The 19,681-nt window shown below is 29.6% G+C and carries 11 protein-coding genes; 2 read left to right on the top strand and 9 right to left on the bottom strand.

Going from position 1 to position 19,681, the window contains the following annotated elements; translation table 11 throughout:
* Window positions 1–12 precede the first annotated feature (12 nt).
* Window positions 13–1,806, top strand: coding sequence for an amidohydrolase (locus H8S20_RS02590; RefSeq protein ID WP_032119744.1), 1,794 nt, complete (start codon window positions 13–15; stop codon window positions 1,804–1,806).
* Between the two features lie 65 nt (window positions 1,807–1,871).
* Here the strand turns inward: H8S20_RS02590 and H8S20_RS02595 are convergent, their stop codons facing one another.
* The 3 genes from H8S20_RS02595 to H8S20_RS02605 all read right to left on the bottom strand — a co-directional run bounded on the left by H8S20_RS02595 (window position 1,872) and on the right by H8S20_RS02605 (window position 6,076).
* Window positions 1,872–2,939, bottom strand: coding sequence for an FMN-binding protein (locus H8S20_RS02595; RefSeq protein ID WP_186859224.1), 1,068 nt, complete (start codon window positions 2,937–2,939; stop codon window positions 1,872–1,874).
* 334 nt (window positions 2,940–3,273) lie between these two features.
* The gene (locus H8S20_RS02600) at window positions 3,274–5,034 is read right to left on the bottom strand and encodes a sensor domain-containing diguanylate cyclase/phosphohydrolase (protein ID WP_032119745.1); all 1,761 of its coding nucleotides are present in this window, start codon (window positions 5,032–5,034) and stop codon (window positions 3,274–3,276) included.
* Window positions 5,035–5,158: 124 nt separating this feature from the next.
* Window positions 5,159–6,076, bottom strand: a complete 918-nt coding sequence (locus tag H8S20_RS02605) for an exonuclease domain-containing protein (RefSeq protein ID WP_032119746.1) — start codon at window positions 6,074–6,076, stop codon at window positions 5,159–5,161.
* 229 nt (window positions 6,077–6,305) lie between these two features.
* Between H8S20_RS02605 and H8S20_RS02610 the strand changes: the two genes are divergently transcribed.
* A complete protein-coding gene (locus tag H8S20_RS02610) occupies window positions 6,306–7,898 on the top strand; it encodes an EAL domain-containing protein (protein ID WP_051986963.1) in 1,593 nt (530 codons plus the stop codon).
* Window positions 7,899–7,949: 51 nt separating this feature from the next.
* Here the strand turns inward: H8S20_RS02610 and H8S20_RS02615 are convergent, their stop codons facing one another.
* The 6 genes from H8S20_RS02615 to H8S20_RS02640 form a co-directional block, all read right to left on the bottom strand.
* Complete coding sequence (locus H8S20_RS02615; protein WP_186859225.1) at window positions 7,950–9,359, bottom strand: glycoside hydrolase family 1 protein; 1,410 nt, start codon at window positions 9,357–9,359, stop codon at window positions 7,950–7,952.
* Window positions 9,360–9,383: 24 nt separating this feature from the next.
* Entirely contained in the window at window positions 9,384–11,249 is a 1,866-nt protein-coding gene (locus tag H8S20_RS02620) for a beta-glucoside-specific PTS transporter subunit IIABC (protein WP_032119748.1), read from the bottom strand.
* 465 nt (window positions 11,250–11,714) lie between these two features.
* Window positions 11,715–12,560 (bottom strand): BglG family transcription antiterminator LicT, encoded by an 846-nt coding sequence (gene licT / locus H8S20_RS02625; protein WP_032119749.1) that lies wholly within the window; start codon window positions 12,558–12,560, stop codon window positions 11,715–11,717.
* A gap of 553 nt (window positions 12,561–13,113) precedes the next feature.
* On the bottom strand, window positions 13,114–14,511 hold the full coding sequence (locus H8S20_RS02630) for a 6-phospho-beta-glucosidase (protein ID WP_186859226.1): 1,398 nt from the start codon (window positions 14,509–14,511) through the stop codon (window positions 13,114–13,116).
* A gap of 206 nt (window positions 14,512–14,717) precedes the next feature.
* Entirely contained in the window at window positions 14,718–17,312 is a 2,595-nt protein-coding gene (locus H8S20_RS02635) for a YhgE/Pip domain-containing protein (protein WP_032119751.1), read from the bottom strand.
* Between the two features lie 2 nt (window positions 17,313–17,314).
* A complete protein-coding gene (locus H8S20_RS02640) occupies window positions 17,315–19,393 on the bottom strand; it encodes an efflux RND transporter permease subunit (RefSeq protein WP_032119752.1) in 2,079 nt (692 codons plus the stop codon).
* Between the last annotated feature and the right edge of the window lie 288 nt (window positions 19,394–19,681).

Here is a 19,681-nt window from a genome sequence, read left to right on the forward strand (position 1 = left end):
GGGGATATTAAAATGATAGAAAATAATTCTACTGAATCTGATTATGTTTTATTGTTTGGAAAAATATATACATTAGATAAATATAATCATATATATAGTAGCATCGCTATTAAGAAAAATAAGATAATTTTTATAGGTAACAACATTAATGCCCGAAATTATATCGGTCCTAAAACTAAAGTAATTAATCTTAAAGGGAAAATGGTTTTACCATCCTTTTCATATTGCCATATGTATCCACTAGGAAGTAGTTTTATAGAATCCTTAGGTGTAAATTTAAGTAAAGTTTATAATCCTAATAAAGGTAGTAAAGAGATGATAGATGAATATTTAAATGAAACTCTACAGTTTTCAATTAATAACCCAGACGTAAAAATAATATATGGTTATGGCTGGCATCCTTATGCCTTCACAGAGCTTGAAAGTATAAATGGCCCCAAAAAGGAAAGATTAGATAACTTAAATATAGATAAGCCTATTGTACTATTTTCTTACGATAATCATACCGCGTGGCTAAACTCAAAATCTTTTGAAGCATTCAATATAACTATCCATACTAAATTTATAGATGAAGATACTCCTTGTAAAAATGTAATTAAGAATAATAATATTCTCTGGGGTACTTTAAAGGAGGATGCCTTATTATTTATTGAGCCTCCTAAATATACAGATGAGCAATATATTAATAACTTTTTAAAATTTCAATCTAAAATGCACTCTTATGGAATTACAAGTATAGCTTCAATATATACAGATTGTTTTTTTTGCTCTATACCACTTCATATTTATAAAAAACTAATTCATGATAACAAATTACAATTAAGAATAGCTTACTCAGAAAGTATTCATCCTCATATAACAAAAAACGGACAGCATATAACTGTACAAGAACAAATTTTAAATCTATTAAACAAAAAAAATGAAACTGCTTCGCTCAGTCCTTATTTCAAAGTAGTTGGAGGAAAAATTTTTATAGATGGAGTTGTAAATACTCGAACAGCTTATTTACGTAGCCCATATAGAAAACAAAATTTAATAGATAACTATAATAATATAGTAAACTCAAAAGATACTTATGGTTGCAACTTATGGGAAAATAATATCGATAATTTAAAATTTGCAATTAACGAGTTAAATAATCATGGATTTCAAATCTACTTTCATTCAATAGGTAATGGTGCCACAAACTTTCTACTAGATATTCTTGAAAGTTTATCTCGCTATAATCAATGTAATTGTAGAGATATTTTGACATGCTTGCAAGTTATTAATCCTAGCGATATTAAACGTATTAAACATTGTAAAATAATTATTTCATTGCAACCATTTTATAATATAAATTCTCCTATCACTGAGCATAAAACTCTTGAAGATATCTCTAGTTATGAATACCCTTTAAATTCATTATTAGAGGAAAAAGTAATAATATCAGGATCTTCTGATTATCCTATTTCACCTTTAGTAAATCCTCTTATAGAAATTCAAGAAAGTGTAACAAGAAACTTTTTCAATGAAGATGAACTTATCTTTGATAAAATACATCCAATTGATAATATAAGATATTTATCAAATCAAAATAAAAAAGTATCTATCATGGATATGATTAGAATCTTTACAAAGAATTCAGCTTATGCAAACTTTATGGATGAAGAAATAGGTAGCTTAGAGGTAAATAAAAATGCAGATTTAATAGTGCTAGATAAAAACCTCCTTGATACAGATCCTATTGATTTTGATAAAGTAAAAATTTTAATGACTTTCTTTGATGGTAAAATTGTATATTCAGAAAATAATTCTATTCTTTAGCTAAAAAGAGTAATCTCTTTGCCGTTTTATACAACTCAGAGATTACTCTTTACATTTATTCTATATTATTTAGCAGCTTTTGCAGCTTCAATTACAGCAGTAACATATCCTGTTGTATCAGCTAAAGTACATCCGCTTACAGCATCTATAACTTCTTCTGCAGTCTTTCCAGTTAGCTCTTCTAATTCAGAGATTTTCTTTCCTTGAACAAATTCTTGAATTGCATCAAAGTTTGCATCTATTGCAACAGTTGAACCGGCCTTTTCAGTCATATTCTTTGAATATGATTCAGCATTGTCACGTTTTGACCCTAACATTTTACCTTCAACATAGTTTGCAGCTAAATCAGCATCACTGTTTGCTACTCCTGTTGTAGTATCAGCAGCCATATATTGTAACTCATCAATGTAAGCTAAAACTACTTCATCTTTATTAACTAAAGTAGAAGTTATAGCAAAGCTCTTTGTTCCATGAGCAGCCGCATAGTTTTGTGCTAAAGTTAAATCTTCAACATTTCCAGAGAACTCTACACCTGTAGTTGCTTCGGCTTTTTTAGCAGCTTCTAAAACAGCTTTAATATATCCTTGAGTATCAACTAAAGTAGCTCCTGTTACAGCATCTACAGCTTCTTCTGGAGTCTTTCCTACTAATTCTTCTAATTCAGAAATTTTCTTACCTTTTACAAAGTCTTCTACAGCATCAAAGTTTGTAGCGATTTCTACAGTTGCCCCTGACTTTTCTGCCATATTCTTTGAATATGTTTCATTATTATCTCTCTTAGATCCTAATACCTTACCTTCAACTATATTTTCAGCCATTCCTTCACTGTTTGGAACACCTGTTGTAGTAGCGGAATCCATATATTGGAATTCATCGATATATGCTAAAACTATCTCCCCATCTTTAACTACAGAAGTTACAACAGCAAAAGCTTTTGTACCATGTGCAGCAAAGTTAGCTTGACCAATTTTTAAAGTCACTTTCTCAGCTGGTGCTTTTTCTTTATCAGCTGGTGCCTCAGTTTGAGTGTCATTTCCTCCTTGAGCAGAATCCTTTTCTGTACTTCCGCAACCAACCATACCTATAATTACAGCTGCAGCTAAGCATAAACTCATAATTTTTCTTGCTTTCATTTTTTCTCCCCCTAAAATACATTTTATCTTTACTGAAATTCACTTATATTTCTATTTAATTATATTTACCATTTTATAGCAAGTCAAGTTTTGGGTTATATTTTTAACTATAATTTTCCCTTTTATTTTACCCTTATCCCTCTGTAAACATTTTATTTAACTTTTAAAATAGATATGATAGAATTTCATCTTTATCTTTGACAAATTTCTATCATTTTCTACTTATCTTAACTTAATGGTATCTTTGCTATCTAATAAATATTATTACTTCCTCCTTAATACATAATAAAGGCTATGTAGAAATCAACTACATAGCCTTTATATCTAATATAAATTACTTATATAAATCAATAAATATATCTACTACTTTAGGATCAAATTGTGTTCCTGCACATCTTTTTAATTCTTCTAAAGCAGACTTCTTACTCATAGCACTTTTATAAACTCTTCCACTTATCATTACATCAAAAGTATCACATACACTTATAATTCTAGCCAACAAAGGAATTTCTTCACCTTTTAATCCCATAGGATATCCATTCCCATCCCATCTTTCATGATGATATAAAACACTTTTAGCTACACTCTTCAATTCGCTTGATGCCTTTATAATTCTATAACCTTTTTCTGTATGAGTTTTAATTATTTCATATTCCTCATCTGTTAGTGAAGTTGACTTTGAAAGTATATCATCACTAATACCAATCTTTCCTATATCATGTAAGCCCGAGGCAATCTTTAACTCATCTAGTTCAGACATACTTAATCCTAGTTTTTCCCCGACTTTAATAGCCCTAATTACTACTCTCTCATTATGTTGCTCAGTCTCACCACTATTAACCCCAAGTCCTATTTTAAGTGATGTAAGAATAGAACCTTTTATACTACTCTTTTGTAATAGTTTGTTTCTATATACCTTATCTTCAGCCTCTTTTATAACCTCATATATATCTTTTTTAGCATCATATTTCACTGCTGCTCCTAATGATATACTTATATTAAATAAATCATTTTTATATTGGTTACATTTCTCTTCAATTTCTAATATTAATTCCTCACATTGTTTTAAAGATGCCTCTGGAACTAATATAACAAATTCATCTCCACCAATTCTAAATACTTCTCCCACATTTTTACTTACATTCTTAAGAACTTCAGTTATATCTATTAATAGCTTATCACCTTGTCTATGACCAAAAGTATCATTTACTAACTTTAAGCCATTGGCATCTCCCATTATTACTCCTAATGGAAGCTTTCCTTCTTCAGAATACCTCTTTTCTACTTCTTCAAAATATGTTCTATTTTTAGCACCTGTAAGTATATCAGTATAACTTAAGTACTCTAGCTTATCTTGGTACTTCTTTCTTTCAGTAATATCCAAAGACCTACCTACTACCCCCTTTACATTACCATACTTATCTAAAAGCGGTATTTTAATAACTTCTCTATATGTAAATTCTCCATCTTTATCCTTATATACTATTTCATTATGAATTGGAGTTTTATTTTCTATTATATGTTTATCATCTTCCATAAACTTTTTACCTTGCTCTTTGTTTTGGCATATATCCAATTCACTCTTACCAATTATATCTGGTATGCCTCTTTGGGAATAAAAATCTCTACACGCTTTATTTGCATAAACATATTTACTATTTAAATCTTTATAAAATATAACTCCTGGTAAAATATCTATTATTTTATTAGTTAAAACTTTCTGTAGCTCTATTTCATATTCTTTTTCTTTAATTCTACTTATATCACTTGTAACAGATATTATACCTGCTAAAGCTACCAACTCTCCATTATTATCCAAAAGGGGAATTATTACACACTGCCTATATCCTGCTTCTGTATATACCTCTTTGATATTTACTGCTTTCTTTTCTACTACTTCATCACAATATTCATTAAACTTATTGCTAAGATCTTTATCATATAAATCCTCATTCTTTAACCCAATTATTTCTTCTGGGATTCTATGCTGTAAATCAGCATAACTTTTATTTACAAATATAAACTTATAATCTAAATCTTTTATCCACATTGGTAAAATACTATTCTCAGCTAGCATCTTAAATACGTTCTTCATTTGCTATCACCTATCTGCATTAAATAAAATATCACTACTTCAACATTTTTCTACAAAATAAACTATTGTAAATTATACTTCATTATAATACCGAATTCAAATAGCTTCCTAGAAATTAATGCGATTATTGACACCTTAACAAAAATTCTTCCTCATTTAAAATCCTTATTAGTTGTCCTTTATTTTTTAGGTCTATAGCCTTTCTAAGCTTTGTGCTCATCTCGTCTCTCTTTAAATCCCATATATCTTTAGTATTAGTTATTAAAATAGTTGTTTTCCTTGTTACTGAACTTCCAACACTTCCCCCTAATCTTCTCACTAATCTACTTGCTTCTTCTCTCCTCATAGTACTTAATCCACCAGTAAATACAACTACTTCATTCTTAAAAGCCTCAAAATTATAATTTTCACTTCTTATTTCTCTTGAAAATATCTTTCCTGAGGTTCTTAATCCCCTACCCTTTGTTGATGATGGAATATAACCTTCTTTATATAGTGAACCTAAAGTAACACCTGTTAACCTAGATATTTCACTTACTTCTTTTACTCCCAACTCCTTTGATATATTAAGCAATATATTACCACAAGCTATAGCATCAGCTAAAGCATCATGGTGATTAAATTCATACCCTAAAAATTTATTTACTGTATTTAACTTAGCGTTATCTAATTGCTTATAGAAATTCCTTGAAAGCTTCATAGTACAGATATAATTTAGATTTGGTATATCAATATTATAAAGTTCTAGTGTATTCCTTAATACAGAAATATCAAATGCAGCATTATGAGCCACAATCAAACTATCATTAAAATGATGTTTTATTTCATTCCAAATCACATCAAATTCTGGTTCATTTTCTACCATCGCTGGTCTTATTCCATGAATACCTATATTTATAGGCATAAATCTCATTTCTTTAGGTTTAATAAGATAATGTATCTTTTCAACTATTTTCCCTTCTTTTATAACAACAAGCCCTATAGAGCAAGGACTATTTCTTTTTTCATTAGCAGTTTCAAAATCTATAGCAATAAAATCCATTAATTTTCTCCTATTTTAATTTAATAATTCATCCTATTATTATAACTGCTTCTCTTAAATAATAGAAACGTATATTTTTTCTTTATACACTAAACAATGTAAGTATTATATTTAAATGTAACACTTAATTAATATAGATTTTATTGTTAATTTTTCATTAATAGGTTATAATTTCTATATATGTTGTGAAAATACGAATATTTTTTTGAAAGGAGTGATTTATCTGAGATTGAGATATTTAGCATTTATACTTTTATTTGTTAATCTCTTTTGCTCAACCGTCTCTGGACTCGATAAAAGAATTGACGAACCAATAAAAGTTGGTATATATGAAGACACTCCTTATATCACTATAAATTCTAATAATGAAATAACTGGTTATTATATTGAGTTTTTAGAATTAATTAAAAAAGAAGGTAACGTTGATTATGAATTAGTAGTATCAGATTTTTCTGACCTCTTAACTCAACTCGAAAACGGCAACATCGACATATTAATGGGACTAGATTCTACAGGAGATAGACAAGAAAATTTTTTATTTAATAATTATAAGGTTTCCTTCGAAACTCACACTATTAATACAAATAAAAATATAAATTATGGCGATTTCAGTAAGCTTGAAGGAATGACTATAGGTCTAATAGAGGATTGTGCAAGCTCCAATTGTGTCCTAAGCTTTCTAGAAAATAAAGAAATACGAAATTTAACTCCTATATACGCTAAAAGCTTTCATGAGCTTGAAAATTTATTAAAAAATGGTTCTATCGATATAATGGTTGGCTCTTCTGCAAGGCCAACAAAATATAAATCTATTTATAATTTTGAATCTCATCCTGTATACATAGGCGCTAATAAAAATAATTTACATATTATTAATTACATAGACAACCAGATAGAAAAAATGTCCTTAAGAGAAAATAACTTGATAGTATCATTATATGATAAATATTTTCATCCTGAACATAGAATTCAAAAAGTAAAAAGTAATATTTTATTTTTTCTATTAACAATATTGATAATTCTATTTTATTTTCTATTTATAAAATCTAAGATAAAGAAATTTAAAACTCAAAAAAAAATAAGATATGGACTTGATACCGATAAGTATCTTGTTTATTATCAACCAATACTAAATCCACATACTAATAAAATTATAGGATTTGAAGGTCTTTTAAGATTATTAGTAGACGATAATAAAGTTTTATCACCATATCACTTTATTAAAGAAATAGAAGATAATGATATGTTATTTGAAGTATCTTTATGGATATTGCAGAAAATCATTAAAGCATACCCTCTTATTTCCAACCATATTAATAACGAAAATAATCTTTATATTTCAATGAATCTATCATTAAACGAGATACGAGATGAAAATTTCGTTAATTCAGCTATAGAAATACTTTCAAAATCTAATATCGGACCTAATAAAATATGTTTAGAAATAGTTGAAAATGTAAAAATAGATAAATTGGATGTGTTAAATACTTCTATAAAAAAATTAAAAGATGCTGGTTTTAAAATAGCTATAGATGACTTTGGAATAGAATATTCTAATCTTGACGTTTTGAAAAAACTTGATTTTGACATAGTTAAACTTGATAAATACTTTGTAGACGACTTATATTCTTGTGAAATAAAACAAGAAGTAATTAGGTTTGTCTCAAAAATCGCTACAGTTACAAATAGATCGCTTATTATTGAAGGTGTTGAAGAAGAATATCAATTAGACTTAATAAAATCAATCGAGAATAGCAAACTATATATTCAAGGATATTTTTATAGTAAACCATTGCCTTTAGAAGAAATATTGAATACTTAAAATAAAAAAACTGCCAAATCGGCAGTTTTTTATTTTACTCTTAACTTTTAATTATCTTAAGCTTCCACCATTAGTAGCTATAACTTCCTTGTACCAATCAAAGCTCTTTTTCTTATATCTTTCTAATGTTCCTGTTCCGTCATCATTTCTATCAACATAGATAAATCCGTATCTCTTTCTTAATTCAGCAGTTGATGCAGATACTAGGTCAATACACCCCCAAGTAGTATATCCCATTAAGTCTACACCATCTTCAATAGCCTCTGCTACTTGAACTAAGTGGTCATTTAAGTAGTTAATTCTGTAATCATCATTTACTGTCTTATTTCCATTTTCATCAGTTATTAATTGATCCACAGCTCCAAGTCCATTTTCAACTATGAATAATGGTTTTTGATATCTATCATAATAGAAGTTTAATATATATCTTAACCCTTGTGGATCAATTTGCCATCCCCAATCTGATGCCTTTAAGTATGGGTTTGGTACACCTGCAATAAGGTTTCCTGCACCCTTCTTATTTAATTCTGGATCTGCTGTAGCACATGAACTCATATAATAGCTGAATGAAATAAAGTCTACTGTGTTCTTAAGGATTTCTGCATCGCCTTCTGCAAACTTAATTTCTATATTGTTTTCCTTGAAATATCTGTTCATATACTTTGGATATTCTCCTCTAGCGTGGATATCTCCAAAGAATAATGTTCCTCTATCTTCTTGCATCGCTTTTATTATATCACTTGGATTTGGAGTTAATGGATAATTTGGTATTCCAAGAATCATACATCCAATCTTAAATTCAGGATTTATTTCATGCCCTATCTTAACAGCTAATGCGCTTGCAACTAGCTCATGGTGCATTGCTTGATATAAATCTTGCTTACTTAACTCTTCCTTTGGAGTTAATATGCCAGCACTCATAACTGGGAAATGTAACGCTGAGTTTATTTCATTAAATGTTAACCAGTATTTTACCTTGTCCTTATATCTTGTAAATACTGTTCTTACATATCTTTCAAAGAATCCAATAAGTCTTCTATCTGTCCATCCATCATACTCTCTCGCAAGATGTAATGGTGTTTCATAGTGAGATAAAGTAACAAGTGGTTCAATACCATACTTAGCTAATTCATCAAATACATTATCATAGAATTCTAATCCCTTTTCATTCGGTTCTAAATCATCACCATTTGGGAATATTCTTGACCAAGCTATAGACATTCTAAATGTCTTAAATCCCATCTCTGCAAATAACTTTATATCTTCTTTATATCTATGATAGAAATCTATACCTATAAGCTTCATATTATCTTCTGTTGGTTCTTCTGTCATCGGTCCTGTTATACCTTTTGGCATTAAATCTTGAATTGATAATCCTTTACCATCTTCATTATATGCTCCTTCAAATTGGTTAGCAGCAGTAGCTCCACCCCATAAAAACCCTTCTGGAAATCTATACATTTTAATTCCTCCATTCATCACTACTTAAATCATTACAGTAAGTAACTCTTCTTCTCTATTAATCTCTTTTTTTTCTGTCCCTATAATATCTAAATAATTATCTGAGTTAGAAATTATTACTGGTGTAGTTACAGGATATCCAGCTTCTTTTATTCCATCTATATCAAACTCTAATAATACTTGACCTGCCTTTATTTTATCTCCTTGCTTTGCTTTAGGAGTAAAGCATTTTCCTTCTAATTGAACCGTATCCATACCAACATGTATTAATATTTCTGCTCCATTATCACTTGTAATACCTAAAGCGTGATGTGTTGGGAATAATGTTGTTAATGTACCATCTACTGGTGAAACAACCTTACCTTCTTTAGGTTCTATAGCAACACCTTTGCCTAAAAGTCCAGCTGAAAATACTTCATCTTTAACTTGGTTTAAAGGTAAAACATCACCTTTAATTGGACTACTTATAACTTCTTGTTTAACTAGTGCATCTTTTTCTAAATTGTTTTCTACTTTTTCAACTTTTCCATCTGTCATATCTTCATGGTCTAGTTTTGTAAAGTACATTAATATAAATCCTACAATTAAACCTACTATGCTAGCTACAATAATACCTAAGAATGACTTATCTATACCTGCTGGTCCTATAAATGTTGGTATTGCAAATATTCCCATTCCACCAACCATGAAAATTCTTGAACCAAATACACCTAATATTCCGCCTGTTAATGCTCCAACTACGCAGCTTAGTATAAATGGTTTCTTTCTAGGTAATGTAATACCATATATAGCTGGTTCTGTAACCCCAAAGAATCCTGAAATGATTGATGGTATACATAATGATCTTAATTTTTTATTCTTAGTTTTTGCCGCAATAGCCATAACTACACCTGTTTGTGCAAAACAAACTGCAATTGAAGATGCTACTATTGGGTCATATCCTAATACAGCTAAATTATTCATAGCTAGTGGTATTAATCCCCAATGTAAGCCAAACATAACAAATACTTGCCAGAATCCACCGATAAATAAACCTGCTAATATTGGGCTAAAGTTATACACTGCTAAAGTTATATCTCCTAACTTATTTGCTGCTATTGTAGCTACTGGTCCGATTGCCATAAATGTTACCGGAACTACTAGTAATAAAGTAAGGAATGGTACTATAAACGTTTTAACAACATCTGGAACAATCTTCTTTAATAATCTCTCTACCTTTGATGCAAGGAATATAGCTAAAACTATTGGAATAACTGTTGATTGATAGCTGCTTGAAGGCATCACTACAGGAATTCCAAGGAAAGTTACAGTAGTACCTGCAAGTGCAGTGATTGCTGGATATACCATAGCTGCACCAATTGCCATACCTGTAAATTGATTTAGCTTAAATTTCTTAGCTGCTGTATACCCTAAGAATATTGGGAAGAAGTTAAATAAACAATCTCCTATAGCATTTAAAATTATATAAGTTGAATCTGTATCTGCTAATAATCCTGTTGCAATTAATATAGCATTTAATCCTTTAATCATACCTGTTGCGCATAGTACCCCAAGTACAGGTTGGAATACTCCTGAAATTATATCTATAAATCTATCAAATGGATTCATTTTTTCTTCTAAGCTATCTTCTGCTCCTTCTGTAGCAAGTCCTGCAACTTTACATACATCTGCATAAACATCTGGAACATGATTACCGATGACTACTTGGTACTGTCCACCACTTTTAACTACAGTAACAACACCATCCATAGCTTTTAATACTTCTGTATTTGCTTTACTTTCATCTTTTAATTTAAATCTTAATCTTGTAACACAATGTGTTAGACTATTAATATTGCCTTTTCCGCCAACATTTTCAATTATGTCTTTAGCTAATTTTTCATACTTCATTATTTACATCCCCTTTTCAAATTTAACTTTTTATTAATTTATTTATTAAATTTACATTCAACTTCTAGTAAACGATAACATATATGTCATTATACATTCTCTTTATCTTTTACTTAGCTTGATTTTATATATAAAAAGGCAAGACCAAATGAATAGAATAAATTGATATAAAATCTAACTATCCTACTAACTTTGGTCTCGCCTGCTTTACCAGTAACAATCCTTATTCAATTAAGTTTACATTTAAATATAAAAAACCTCAATTAATCAAAATAGACATATAAAAATCTATTCTCATTAATTAAGGTCTCGCCTGGTCGAACCAGTAACAATCACATATTTATTTGTAAACATTTAACTTGTCTTTATTTTATATTATTCTGTAAATCTTGTCAATACTTTTTTGTATTTTATATTTTTAAAATGATACAAAACATAGAAATATTTTGTATCATTTCAAACCTATTAATTAATAGTTACCTTCTGTATATGTAATGTTAAATATAATTTTTCTTCATTACTTAACTCTATTTCAAGATATTTTTCAACCTTAAGCATACAACTATATGCATTTTTATATTTTTTCTTAACCTGATTTAATAAGAAATCCTCACTATCTTCCTCATTCTCTTCATCACAATAAAATTCTTTTTTATTTAATCTCTGGAAGAAGAATCTTAAATGCGTAATAAATCTTTCATAACTAAGAGAGTTCTCATCAAGATTTATATTGTAAGTATACCTAACTATATTTAAGATATCATTTATCATCTTAGTTTGCTTAGAAACATCTTTTTTTATATTACACCTTTTATTGACTTGAGCATTTATTAAATGAAGCGCTATATTTCCAGCCTCATCTTCCGGCAACTCAACTCCAAGCTCCTCTTGTATAAACTCTAATGCCTTAATGCCTATTGCATACTCTTTAGAATAAAATTTTCTTATCTCCCAAATAATAACGTTTGATGTATTAAAACCATCTTTTTGAAGCTTTATAGCATTGTTTATATGATCTGTTAACGTAACATATACATAATCATTTAACTCTACATCTAAAAGATTTTTTGCATATTCAATAATATCATAACAAAGTGAAACTATTTCAGAGTCAACATCTTCTAATAATAACTTAAATCTTTCAGATGCCTCTTTTTCTTTTAAAATAAAAGTTTTTTCAATTTTAGATTCATCTAAAACTTCTCCAATATTCATCTTAAAAGCAATTCCACATCCCATCGCAACTATCTCACGATTAGCGCAATCTTTAGCTACTACAGCGTTGTTATTAAATATCTTTTTTATTATCATGCTAATCCTCTCCATATTACTTGCTAAATTTTAATTACTTTTAACTTACTCTTCTGTTAGATATAATATTAACATCTGTTAAACTTATATTTCAATCTAACTTCTCTTAAATAAAGATATATGCTATTGTAAGATTTAAAAAAGACCTCAACTAATCAATAGAGAAAGAGCGTTCTCTACTCATTAACTAAGGTCTCGCCTGGTCGAGCCAGTAACAATCACATATCCATCTGTAAACATTTAACTCGTTTACATTGTAATATTTTTTAATATAAGTTGTCAACATAATTTTATAATTTTCTTATACAATAATTGCTAATAGTAAATAAACTCTGCTATTAACCATAAAATTAAATACTAATTTAAAAGTCAAAATGGACAATAGATACTGGTATCTATTGTCCATAATAACTCTTTGCCATTTACTGAGGGGTAAATTATTTTCCTAGCTCTAGTCAGTTTTGACTTTTACCTTAAAGCAAGTTTTCCATCTCACATCTGATGATTTTTCATCTTTCCACCAGAAAACTTTTCCCCTCTACATAGTGGATTCCTAGTGTCCGTTTACCATTAAATCCATAACTACTGGATCTTTGCTTTCAACACCTTGCTCTTTTAATTCAGCAATCTTTTCTACGAATTGTGGTAAATACTTAGCATGAGCTACTAACATTTCGTCTAAAACTGTTTTAGCAATTGCTCCACCCTTAACTTGTGGATTTAGTAAGAATGCTTGTAAAGCTAGTCCATAATCACCAGTTATAGCTGCTTTTATTACACACTCTTCCATAGCTTTCATAACTTGAATCCATCCCTTTTCTGCTGAGTCTAATTTACCCCATGCAACTGGCATAGCCCCTTTACCTGTTATATATGAAGTAACTTCAACTATACTATCTGGTGCTAAATCAGGAATTGCTCCATTATTTTGTGTACTTACAACCATAGGTATTTTCTTATCGTTGTAAATAGCATTTATACATTCACAAGCAGCATCACTATAGTGAGTTCCACCTCTCTTTGTTAATTGCTCTGGTTTGTAGTTAAGGTTTGGATCCTTATATAATTCAAATAATTCTGCTTCAGTTTTCTTAACTTGTTGGCCTCTTGTACCTTCTCCATTAAACTCTTCAAGACCATGTTTTAACATCTCATCTTGTAAGTAATAATATCTATGGTATCCACAAGGTATAATATTCATTTGCTCTAATTGTTCTCTTAGGAATTTAATATTATGGATGTTAGCTGGTGTACCATCATCTTCTTTTCTATCATACATATTCTTAATTATTTCAGCAGTTACATCATTTCCTTGTTTGTCAAAAACCTTATGCCAGTGGAAGTGGTTTAATCCTGCAAATTGGAATATTAACTCATCTTCCTTTTTATCTATTAATTTAGGCTCTCCCATCATTGCACCTACTGGTACATTACAAAGTCCTATACACTTCTTCCATCCACCATGCTTAATAACAGCTTCTGTAACCATTCCTGATGGATTAGTAAAGTTTATTAACCATGCATTTGGACATAATTCTTTCATATCTTCTACTATATCTAATATTACTGGAATAGTTCTGAAAGCTTTAAACATTCCTCCAGCACCATTTGTTTCTTGTCCTAACATACCATGGCTAAATGGTATTCTTTCATCTTTTATTCTTGCATCTAAAAGTCCAACTCTAAATTGAGTAGTAACGAAATCAGCATCCTTTAACGCTTCTCTTCTATCTAATGTTAAATGTACTTTTACATCATAACCTGAAGCATCCCACATACGTTGTGCCATTGCTCCAACTATTTCTAACTTTTCTCTTCCATCCTCAACATCAACTAACCAAAACTCTCTTATTGGAAGTTCTTTATATCTATTAATGAACCCTTCCATTAATTCTGGAGTATAACTACTTCCTCCACCTATTGTAACTATCTTTATTGGTTTCTTTTCCATTATAATTCTCCTCTCAAATTTAGTTTAACTGTTGTACAATTTAATTATAATTCTTTATCAAATCCCATAATTTTCATTTCTTGAAAATTTCAATTATTGAAAATTATGAGATGTATTATTTTAGGAGAAAAGAATTTAATTACTTATGAACCATTCATATTTTATATAAAAAAATGAAGCACCAATTTGATGCTTCATTTTAATTTTTAGCTAAATAACTTTCTTATTCTTGTAAAAACAGTATCCTTTTGAGTATCTATCTTTGATACATCTTCTACCTTACTATTAGTTTTATCTGCTTCAGTCTTTACTTCTTTCTTATCACTTTGTACTGAATTACTCCTCATAACAAACTTTACCACACCATCCATCTCATCAGATAAACCTGAATATACTCCGTAATCTTTTGACATTTGGACTAATTCATCTTTAACTTCTACAAAGCCATCTATAGAATCTAGCGCTGTATTTCCTTTGTCACTTATTTGATCTAACCCTTCTTTTTTAAGCTTTAAAACACCATCATATAATTCACTAGTACCATTTTCTAATTTTTCTGTTCCTTCTAATATTTGTGATGATGCTGTTTTCAAAGAATTTGAACCTTCTACTAATGAGTTTCCACCACTAGCTAACTCTAAAACACCTTGACTTAAAGCTCTTCCACCTTGAGTTAATATAGTAGTTCCATTGTATAAAGCACCTACTGCATCATTTATCTTTTCAGAATTATAACTTAACTCTTTAGCTCCATTAGCTACTTGACTACTTCCAGCTTGTAACTGTGTTGTTCCTACTTGCAACTGAGTTGTTCCTGATGATAATTGTGTACTTCCTGTATATAATTGGTCTACAGCTTCACTTATCTTACCTGAATTTGAGTTTAGCTCATTAGCTCCAGCTAATAAATCTCCACTACCTTTTGTTAATTTTGAAATACCAGTTTCTAAAATTCCAGTAGCGTTAGCTAACTGTTGACTTCCTGCATAAGCTGCTCCTAAACCTTCTGATATAGCTGTTGCTCCTGATTTTAATTTTTCTCCATTACTAACTAAAGTCTCAAATTGTTCATTTAAATATTGAGATTTTTGTGAAACCGTACTTAATCCTTCTGATAATTCATTAGCAGAAGCCGCTGCTTCCCCTAAACTACTACCTAAAGTAGCCAGTCCACTTTTTTGCCCTTCTGATACTTGCGCTATTCCACCACTTATTTGTTGAAGTGATTTTGTTAATTCTGGATTTATATCTCCTAGTCCTTCTATGATTTGATTTAAACTAGCAGCAAGTTCATCTAGAGTTTCTGTACTACTAACTAAACTTCCTATGCCTTCGCTACCACTTGAAATCCCATCACTTAAAGCTTTCGCTCCTGCAGATGCTGTGCTTATTCCCTCATTTAACTGAGCATATCCACCTTGAATTTTAATTGAATTATCAACATACTCACGTACACCTGTAGCCATTACTTCTCTATTTTGATCTAACTTTTCAAGTCCACCATTTAAATCTGTTATTCCTTGAATCAATGTTGGGGCTTGTTTACCTAAACTACTTATTCCATCATTTAAATCACTAGCGCCATTTGCTATACTAGAAACTCCAGCATTAAATGTTTCATAATTATTTTTTACTTGTCCTAAACCAGCTTCTAATTGTTTGGATCCATCTACTAACTCCGGAACACTATTAGTTAATTTATTTACTCCACTATCTAAAGCAGTTGCTCCATTTGTTAACGTTGATACACCTTCATTAAATAATGAATAATTATCTTTTATTTGTCCTGCCCCACTCATTAATGCATTTGCTCCTGTAACTAATTCTGGAACTTTACCATTTAACTGCCCTATTCCATTATTTAATTTATTAGCTCCATCTGCTAAAGTATTTACACCACTATCAAAGTTTTTATAATTACTAGCTAGTTCTTTTTGTCCATCTAACAACCTTTTACTTCCTGATAAAAGCTCTTCTCCACCATCTTTAAGGTCATTTAAAGAATTTCTTAAGTCATTTATAGTCTCTGAACCTTTAATTTCCTCTAACTCTTCACTTGAAGTAGTTACTAACATCATAACTGCTGGAATTTCAAAATTTGTTGTCTCACCAGTTATTTCTATTGAATCTTTTAAATCTAAATCCATATTTATATCTTTTGTATTATCCAATAAACTATCTAAATTTAAAGATTCCTTAAGTCCTGGAAGAGAAATAAATGTTATTAATGAATTATTGCCATCATTTAATATCTTTCCAGTATTAACTTTAACATTTGAAAAATTATCATTAGATAAAGTTAATTCTGTTGCACTTAAAAATGGAGTATATAAAGTTCTACTCTTCCCATTTATAACTTTAGTTTTACTTTCATTATTAGTAAGAGTTAATGTTATTTTAAAATTACCAGCCTCGCCTAAAACCTCTTTAGGGTTTACTTCTTTTCCATTCAACTCATATTTAACTGCTAATGATACTGGCAATTTACTATTTGTTTTTCCTTGGTAATAAAGATCTGTTGAGTCAATATTCCACTTTAAAGTATCTCCACTTAATACAGGTTCTTCATCACCTTTAACATTTTTAATATTTTCTAAGTTTGATTTATCATTAAAACTTCCTAAAGCTTTATCACTACTTATCCAATCACTAACTATTTGCTCTGTTGGATTTCCTTTTTCATCTAATAAAACATAAACTGTTTCATCTTTATTAATATCTTGTGCAAATGCCATTGTTGATGTTGTAGTTGTTATCAAAGCTACTAAACATATAATTTTTTTTGATAATCCTTTATTCATTACTATTTTCCTCCTTCAACACATTCAACAAAGTTTTTACTTGTTTTAACTATTATTTTTTCACAAAGTAATAAGATACCTGGAAGTATAAATAATATAACAAACATACTGATTATAGCTCCCCTTGCCATTAATGTGCATAATGAGCTAATCATCTCCATATCTGAAATAATTCCAACTCCTGCTGTTGCTCCAAAGAATGTTAAAGCACTTGTTACAATTGATCTTGTTGAACCTTGAAGTGATATTCTCATTGCTTCATTCTTATCTTTATTCTTAGCAAGTTCTTCTTTAAATCTTGAAGTTAACAGTATTGCATAGTCAACAGTTGCACCTAACTGGATAGTTCCAATTACTATAGATGCTATAAACGGAATGCTTGTACCCATATAATATGGAACTCCTAGGTTTATATATATTGCAAGCTCTATAGCTAAAACTAAAACTATAGGTATTACTGGTGATTTAAATATGATTAATATAATTAGGAATATTGCTATTATTGATGCAAAGCTAACCATCTTAAAGTCTGTATCTGCTATATTTATTAAGTCATTAGTTAACGGTGCTTCTCCTCCTACTAACCCCTCCGGATCGTACTTTTTAACAATATTGTTTATTTCTTTAAGTTGGGTAGTAACATCTTCTGATGCTGCTTTATATTTTGAGTTAAGCATTATTTCTTCATAGCCACCATTTTTTATCTTTGATAATAAATCCTCTGGAATAAAGCTTTCTGGTATTCTTGCACCTAGTATATCTTCAAGTCCAACTACAGAAGTAACTCCATCAACACCTTTTAACTCCTTAATCATCTCATTAACCTTATAAGCATCTAAATCTTCATTTACAAGAATGATGTTAGTAGACATCATGTTATACTCTGCCTTTAGCTTATTATTAGCTACTATTGATGGTAAATCTTTTGGAAGTGATTCATCTAAGTTATAATATACATCTGTTTTCTTATATCCTATTAATGCAGGTATTAATATTAATGCTCCTATCAACACAAGTACCTTATGATGTTTTATAACCCAAGCTGATGATTTTTCAAACTTAGGCAACACTGTTTTGTGTTTAAACCTATGAATACCTTTATCAAATACTAATATAAGTGCTGGCAATACTGTAACAGTACATATTAATCCAAATACAACTCCTTTAGCCATTACAAAACCAATATCTTTACCTAATGCTAACTTCATAATACATAACGCTAAGAATCCAGCTATAGTAGTAAGTGAGCTTCCTGCTATTGAACCAATTGTTTTTTCTATAGCCACAGCCATAGCACTTGTATTATCTTTTTGAATTTCCCTTTCTTCATCGTATCTGTGTAATAAGAATATGGAATAATCCATTGTAACACCTAATTGTAATACAGCTGATAAAGCTTTTGTAATATAAGAAATATCTCCAAACCATATATTAGTTCCCATATTATATGCAATTGCAATTCCTATACTTAGTAAGAATATTACTGGCGTTAAGAAAGATTCCATAGTTAGCGCTAAAACTATCAACGAAAGAATTACAGCTATTAATATATATATTGGTGCTTCCTTATCAGCTAAATCCTTAGTATCTTTTATAACTCCTGCTATCCCACTTAAAAAAGCTTGTTTTCCAGTTATATCTCTTATTTCTTGTACAGCCTTTTGAGTATCTATATCTGCATCACTTTCACTTAATTTAACTATCATAAGAGTTGAATTATCTGAAAAGAGCATGTCCTTGACACTAGAAGGTAAAATCTCCATAGGTACTGAGATATCTAAAGCATCATTTATCCATATAACTTCATTTACCCCCTGTACCTCTTCTACCTTTTCCTTTAACTTTTCTACATCTTTATTGTCCATGTCATCTACTATAAGCATGGCTAAGGAACCACAACCAAACTGTTCTTTTAAAATTGCTTGTGCTTGTCTTGTTTCCAGATCACTTGGTAAATAGCTTAATATATCATAATTTACTTTTGTGTTAAAATAACCAAAGGCTGAAGGTATTAACAAAATGAATGCCAACACTAGTATAACTACTCTATTTTTAGCTATCATCTGTGATAATTTTTTCATAAATGTTTCCCCCTTTCTTTTACTTTTAACTGATTTTATAACACTTGTTATGTTTTTACAATTTTGATTTTTACCATTCCAGCCTCAATTATTGGTTCATTATTCCATTTTCTCTTTTCCATAACACCCGTTCTTTTTTTTACTTCAATTCCCTCCTATTTTCTTTTTCTCTTCTTTTAAGTTGGCTATTTTACTATATTTTATCTTTCGACATTTTTTCATTTTTATTTAAAGTTAATAATTTTTTCAGAAATTATGTGAAATTTTATTATTTATCAAGAAAATTAA

Source organism: Clostridium hominis (genome assembly GCF_014287825.1).
GTDB classification, from domain to species: Bacteria; Bacillota; Clostridia; order Clostridiales; family Clostridiaceae; genus Clostridium; species Clostridium hominis.

What these genes read in the sequence shown, in the direction of transcription:
- H8S20_RS02590 (WP_032119744.1), top strand. Translation starts at nt 13, where the DNA reads ATGATAGAAAATAATTCTACTGAATCTGATTATGTTTTATTGTTTGGA.
- H8S20_RS02595 (WP_186859224.1), bottom strand. Translation starts at nt 2,939, where the DNA reads ATGAAAGCAAGAAAAATTATGAGTTTATGCTTAGCTGCAGCTGTAATT.
- H8S20_RS02600 (WP_032119745.1), bottom strand. Translation starts at nt 5,034, where the DNA reads ATGAAGAACGTATTTAAGATGCTAGCTGAGAATAGTATTTTACCAATG.
- H8S20_RS02605 (WP_032119746.1), bottom strand. Translation starts at nt 6,076, where the DNA reads ATGGATTTTATTGCTATAGATTTTGAAACTGCTAATGAAAAAAGAAAT.
- H8S20_RS02615 (WP_186859225.1), bottom strand. Translation starts at nt 9,359, where the DNA reads ATGTATAGATTTCCAGAAGGGTTTTTATGGGGTGGAGCTACTGCTGCT.
- H8S20_RS02620 (WP_032119748.1), bottom strand. Translation starts at nt 11,249, where the DNA reads ATGAAGTATGAAAAATTAGCTAAAGACATAATTGAAAATGTTGGCGGA.
- licT (WP_032119749.1), bottom strand. Translation starts at nt 12,560, where the DNA reads ATGATAATAAAAAAGATATTTAATAACAACGCTGTAGTAGCTAAAGAT.
- H8S20_RS02630 (WP_186859226.1), bottom strand. Translation starts at nt 14,511, where the DNA reads ATGGAAAAGAAACCAATAAAGATAGTTACAATAGGTGGAGGAAGTAGT.
- H8S20_RS02635 (WP_032119751.1), bottom strand. Translation starts at nt 17,312, where the DNA reads ATGAATAAAGGATTATCAAAAAAAATTATATGTTTAGTAGCTTTGATA.
- H8S20_RS02640 (WP_032119752.1), bottom strand. Translation starts at nt 19,393, where the DNA reads ATGAAAAAATTATCACAGATGATAGCTAAAAATAGAGTAGTTATACTA.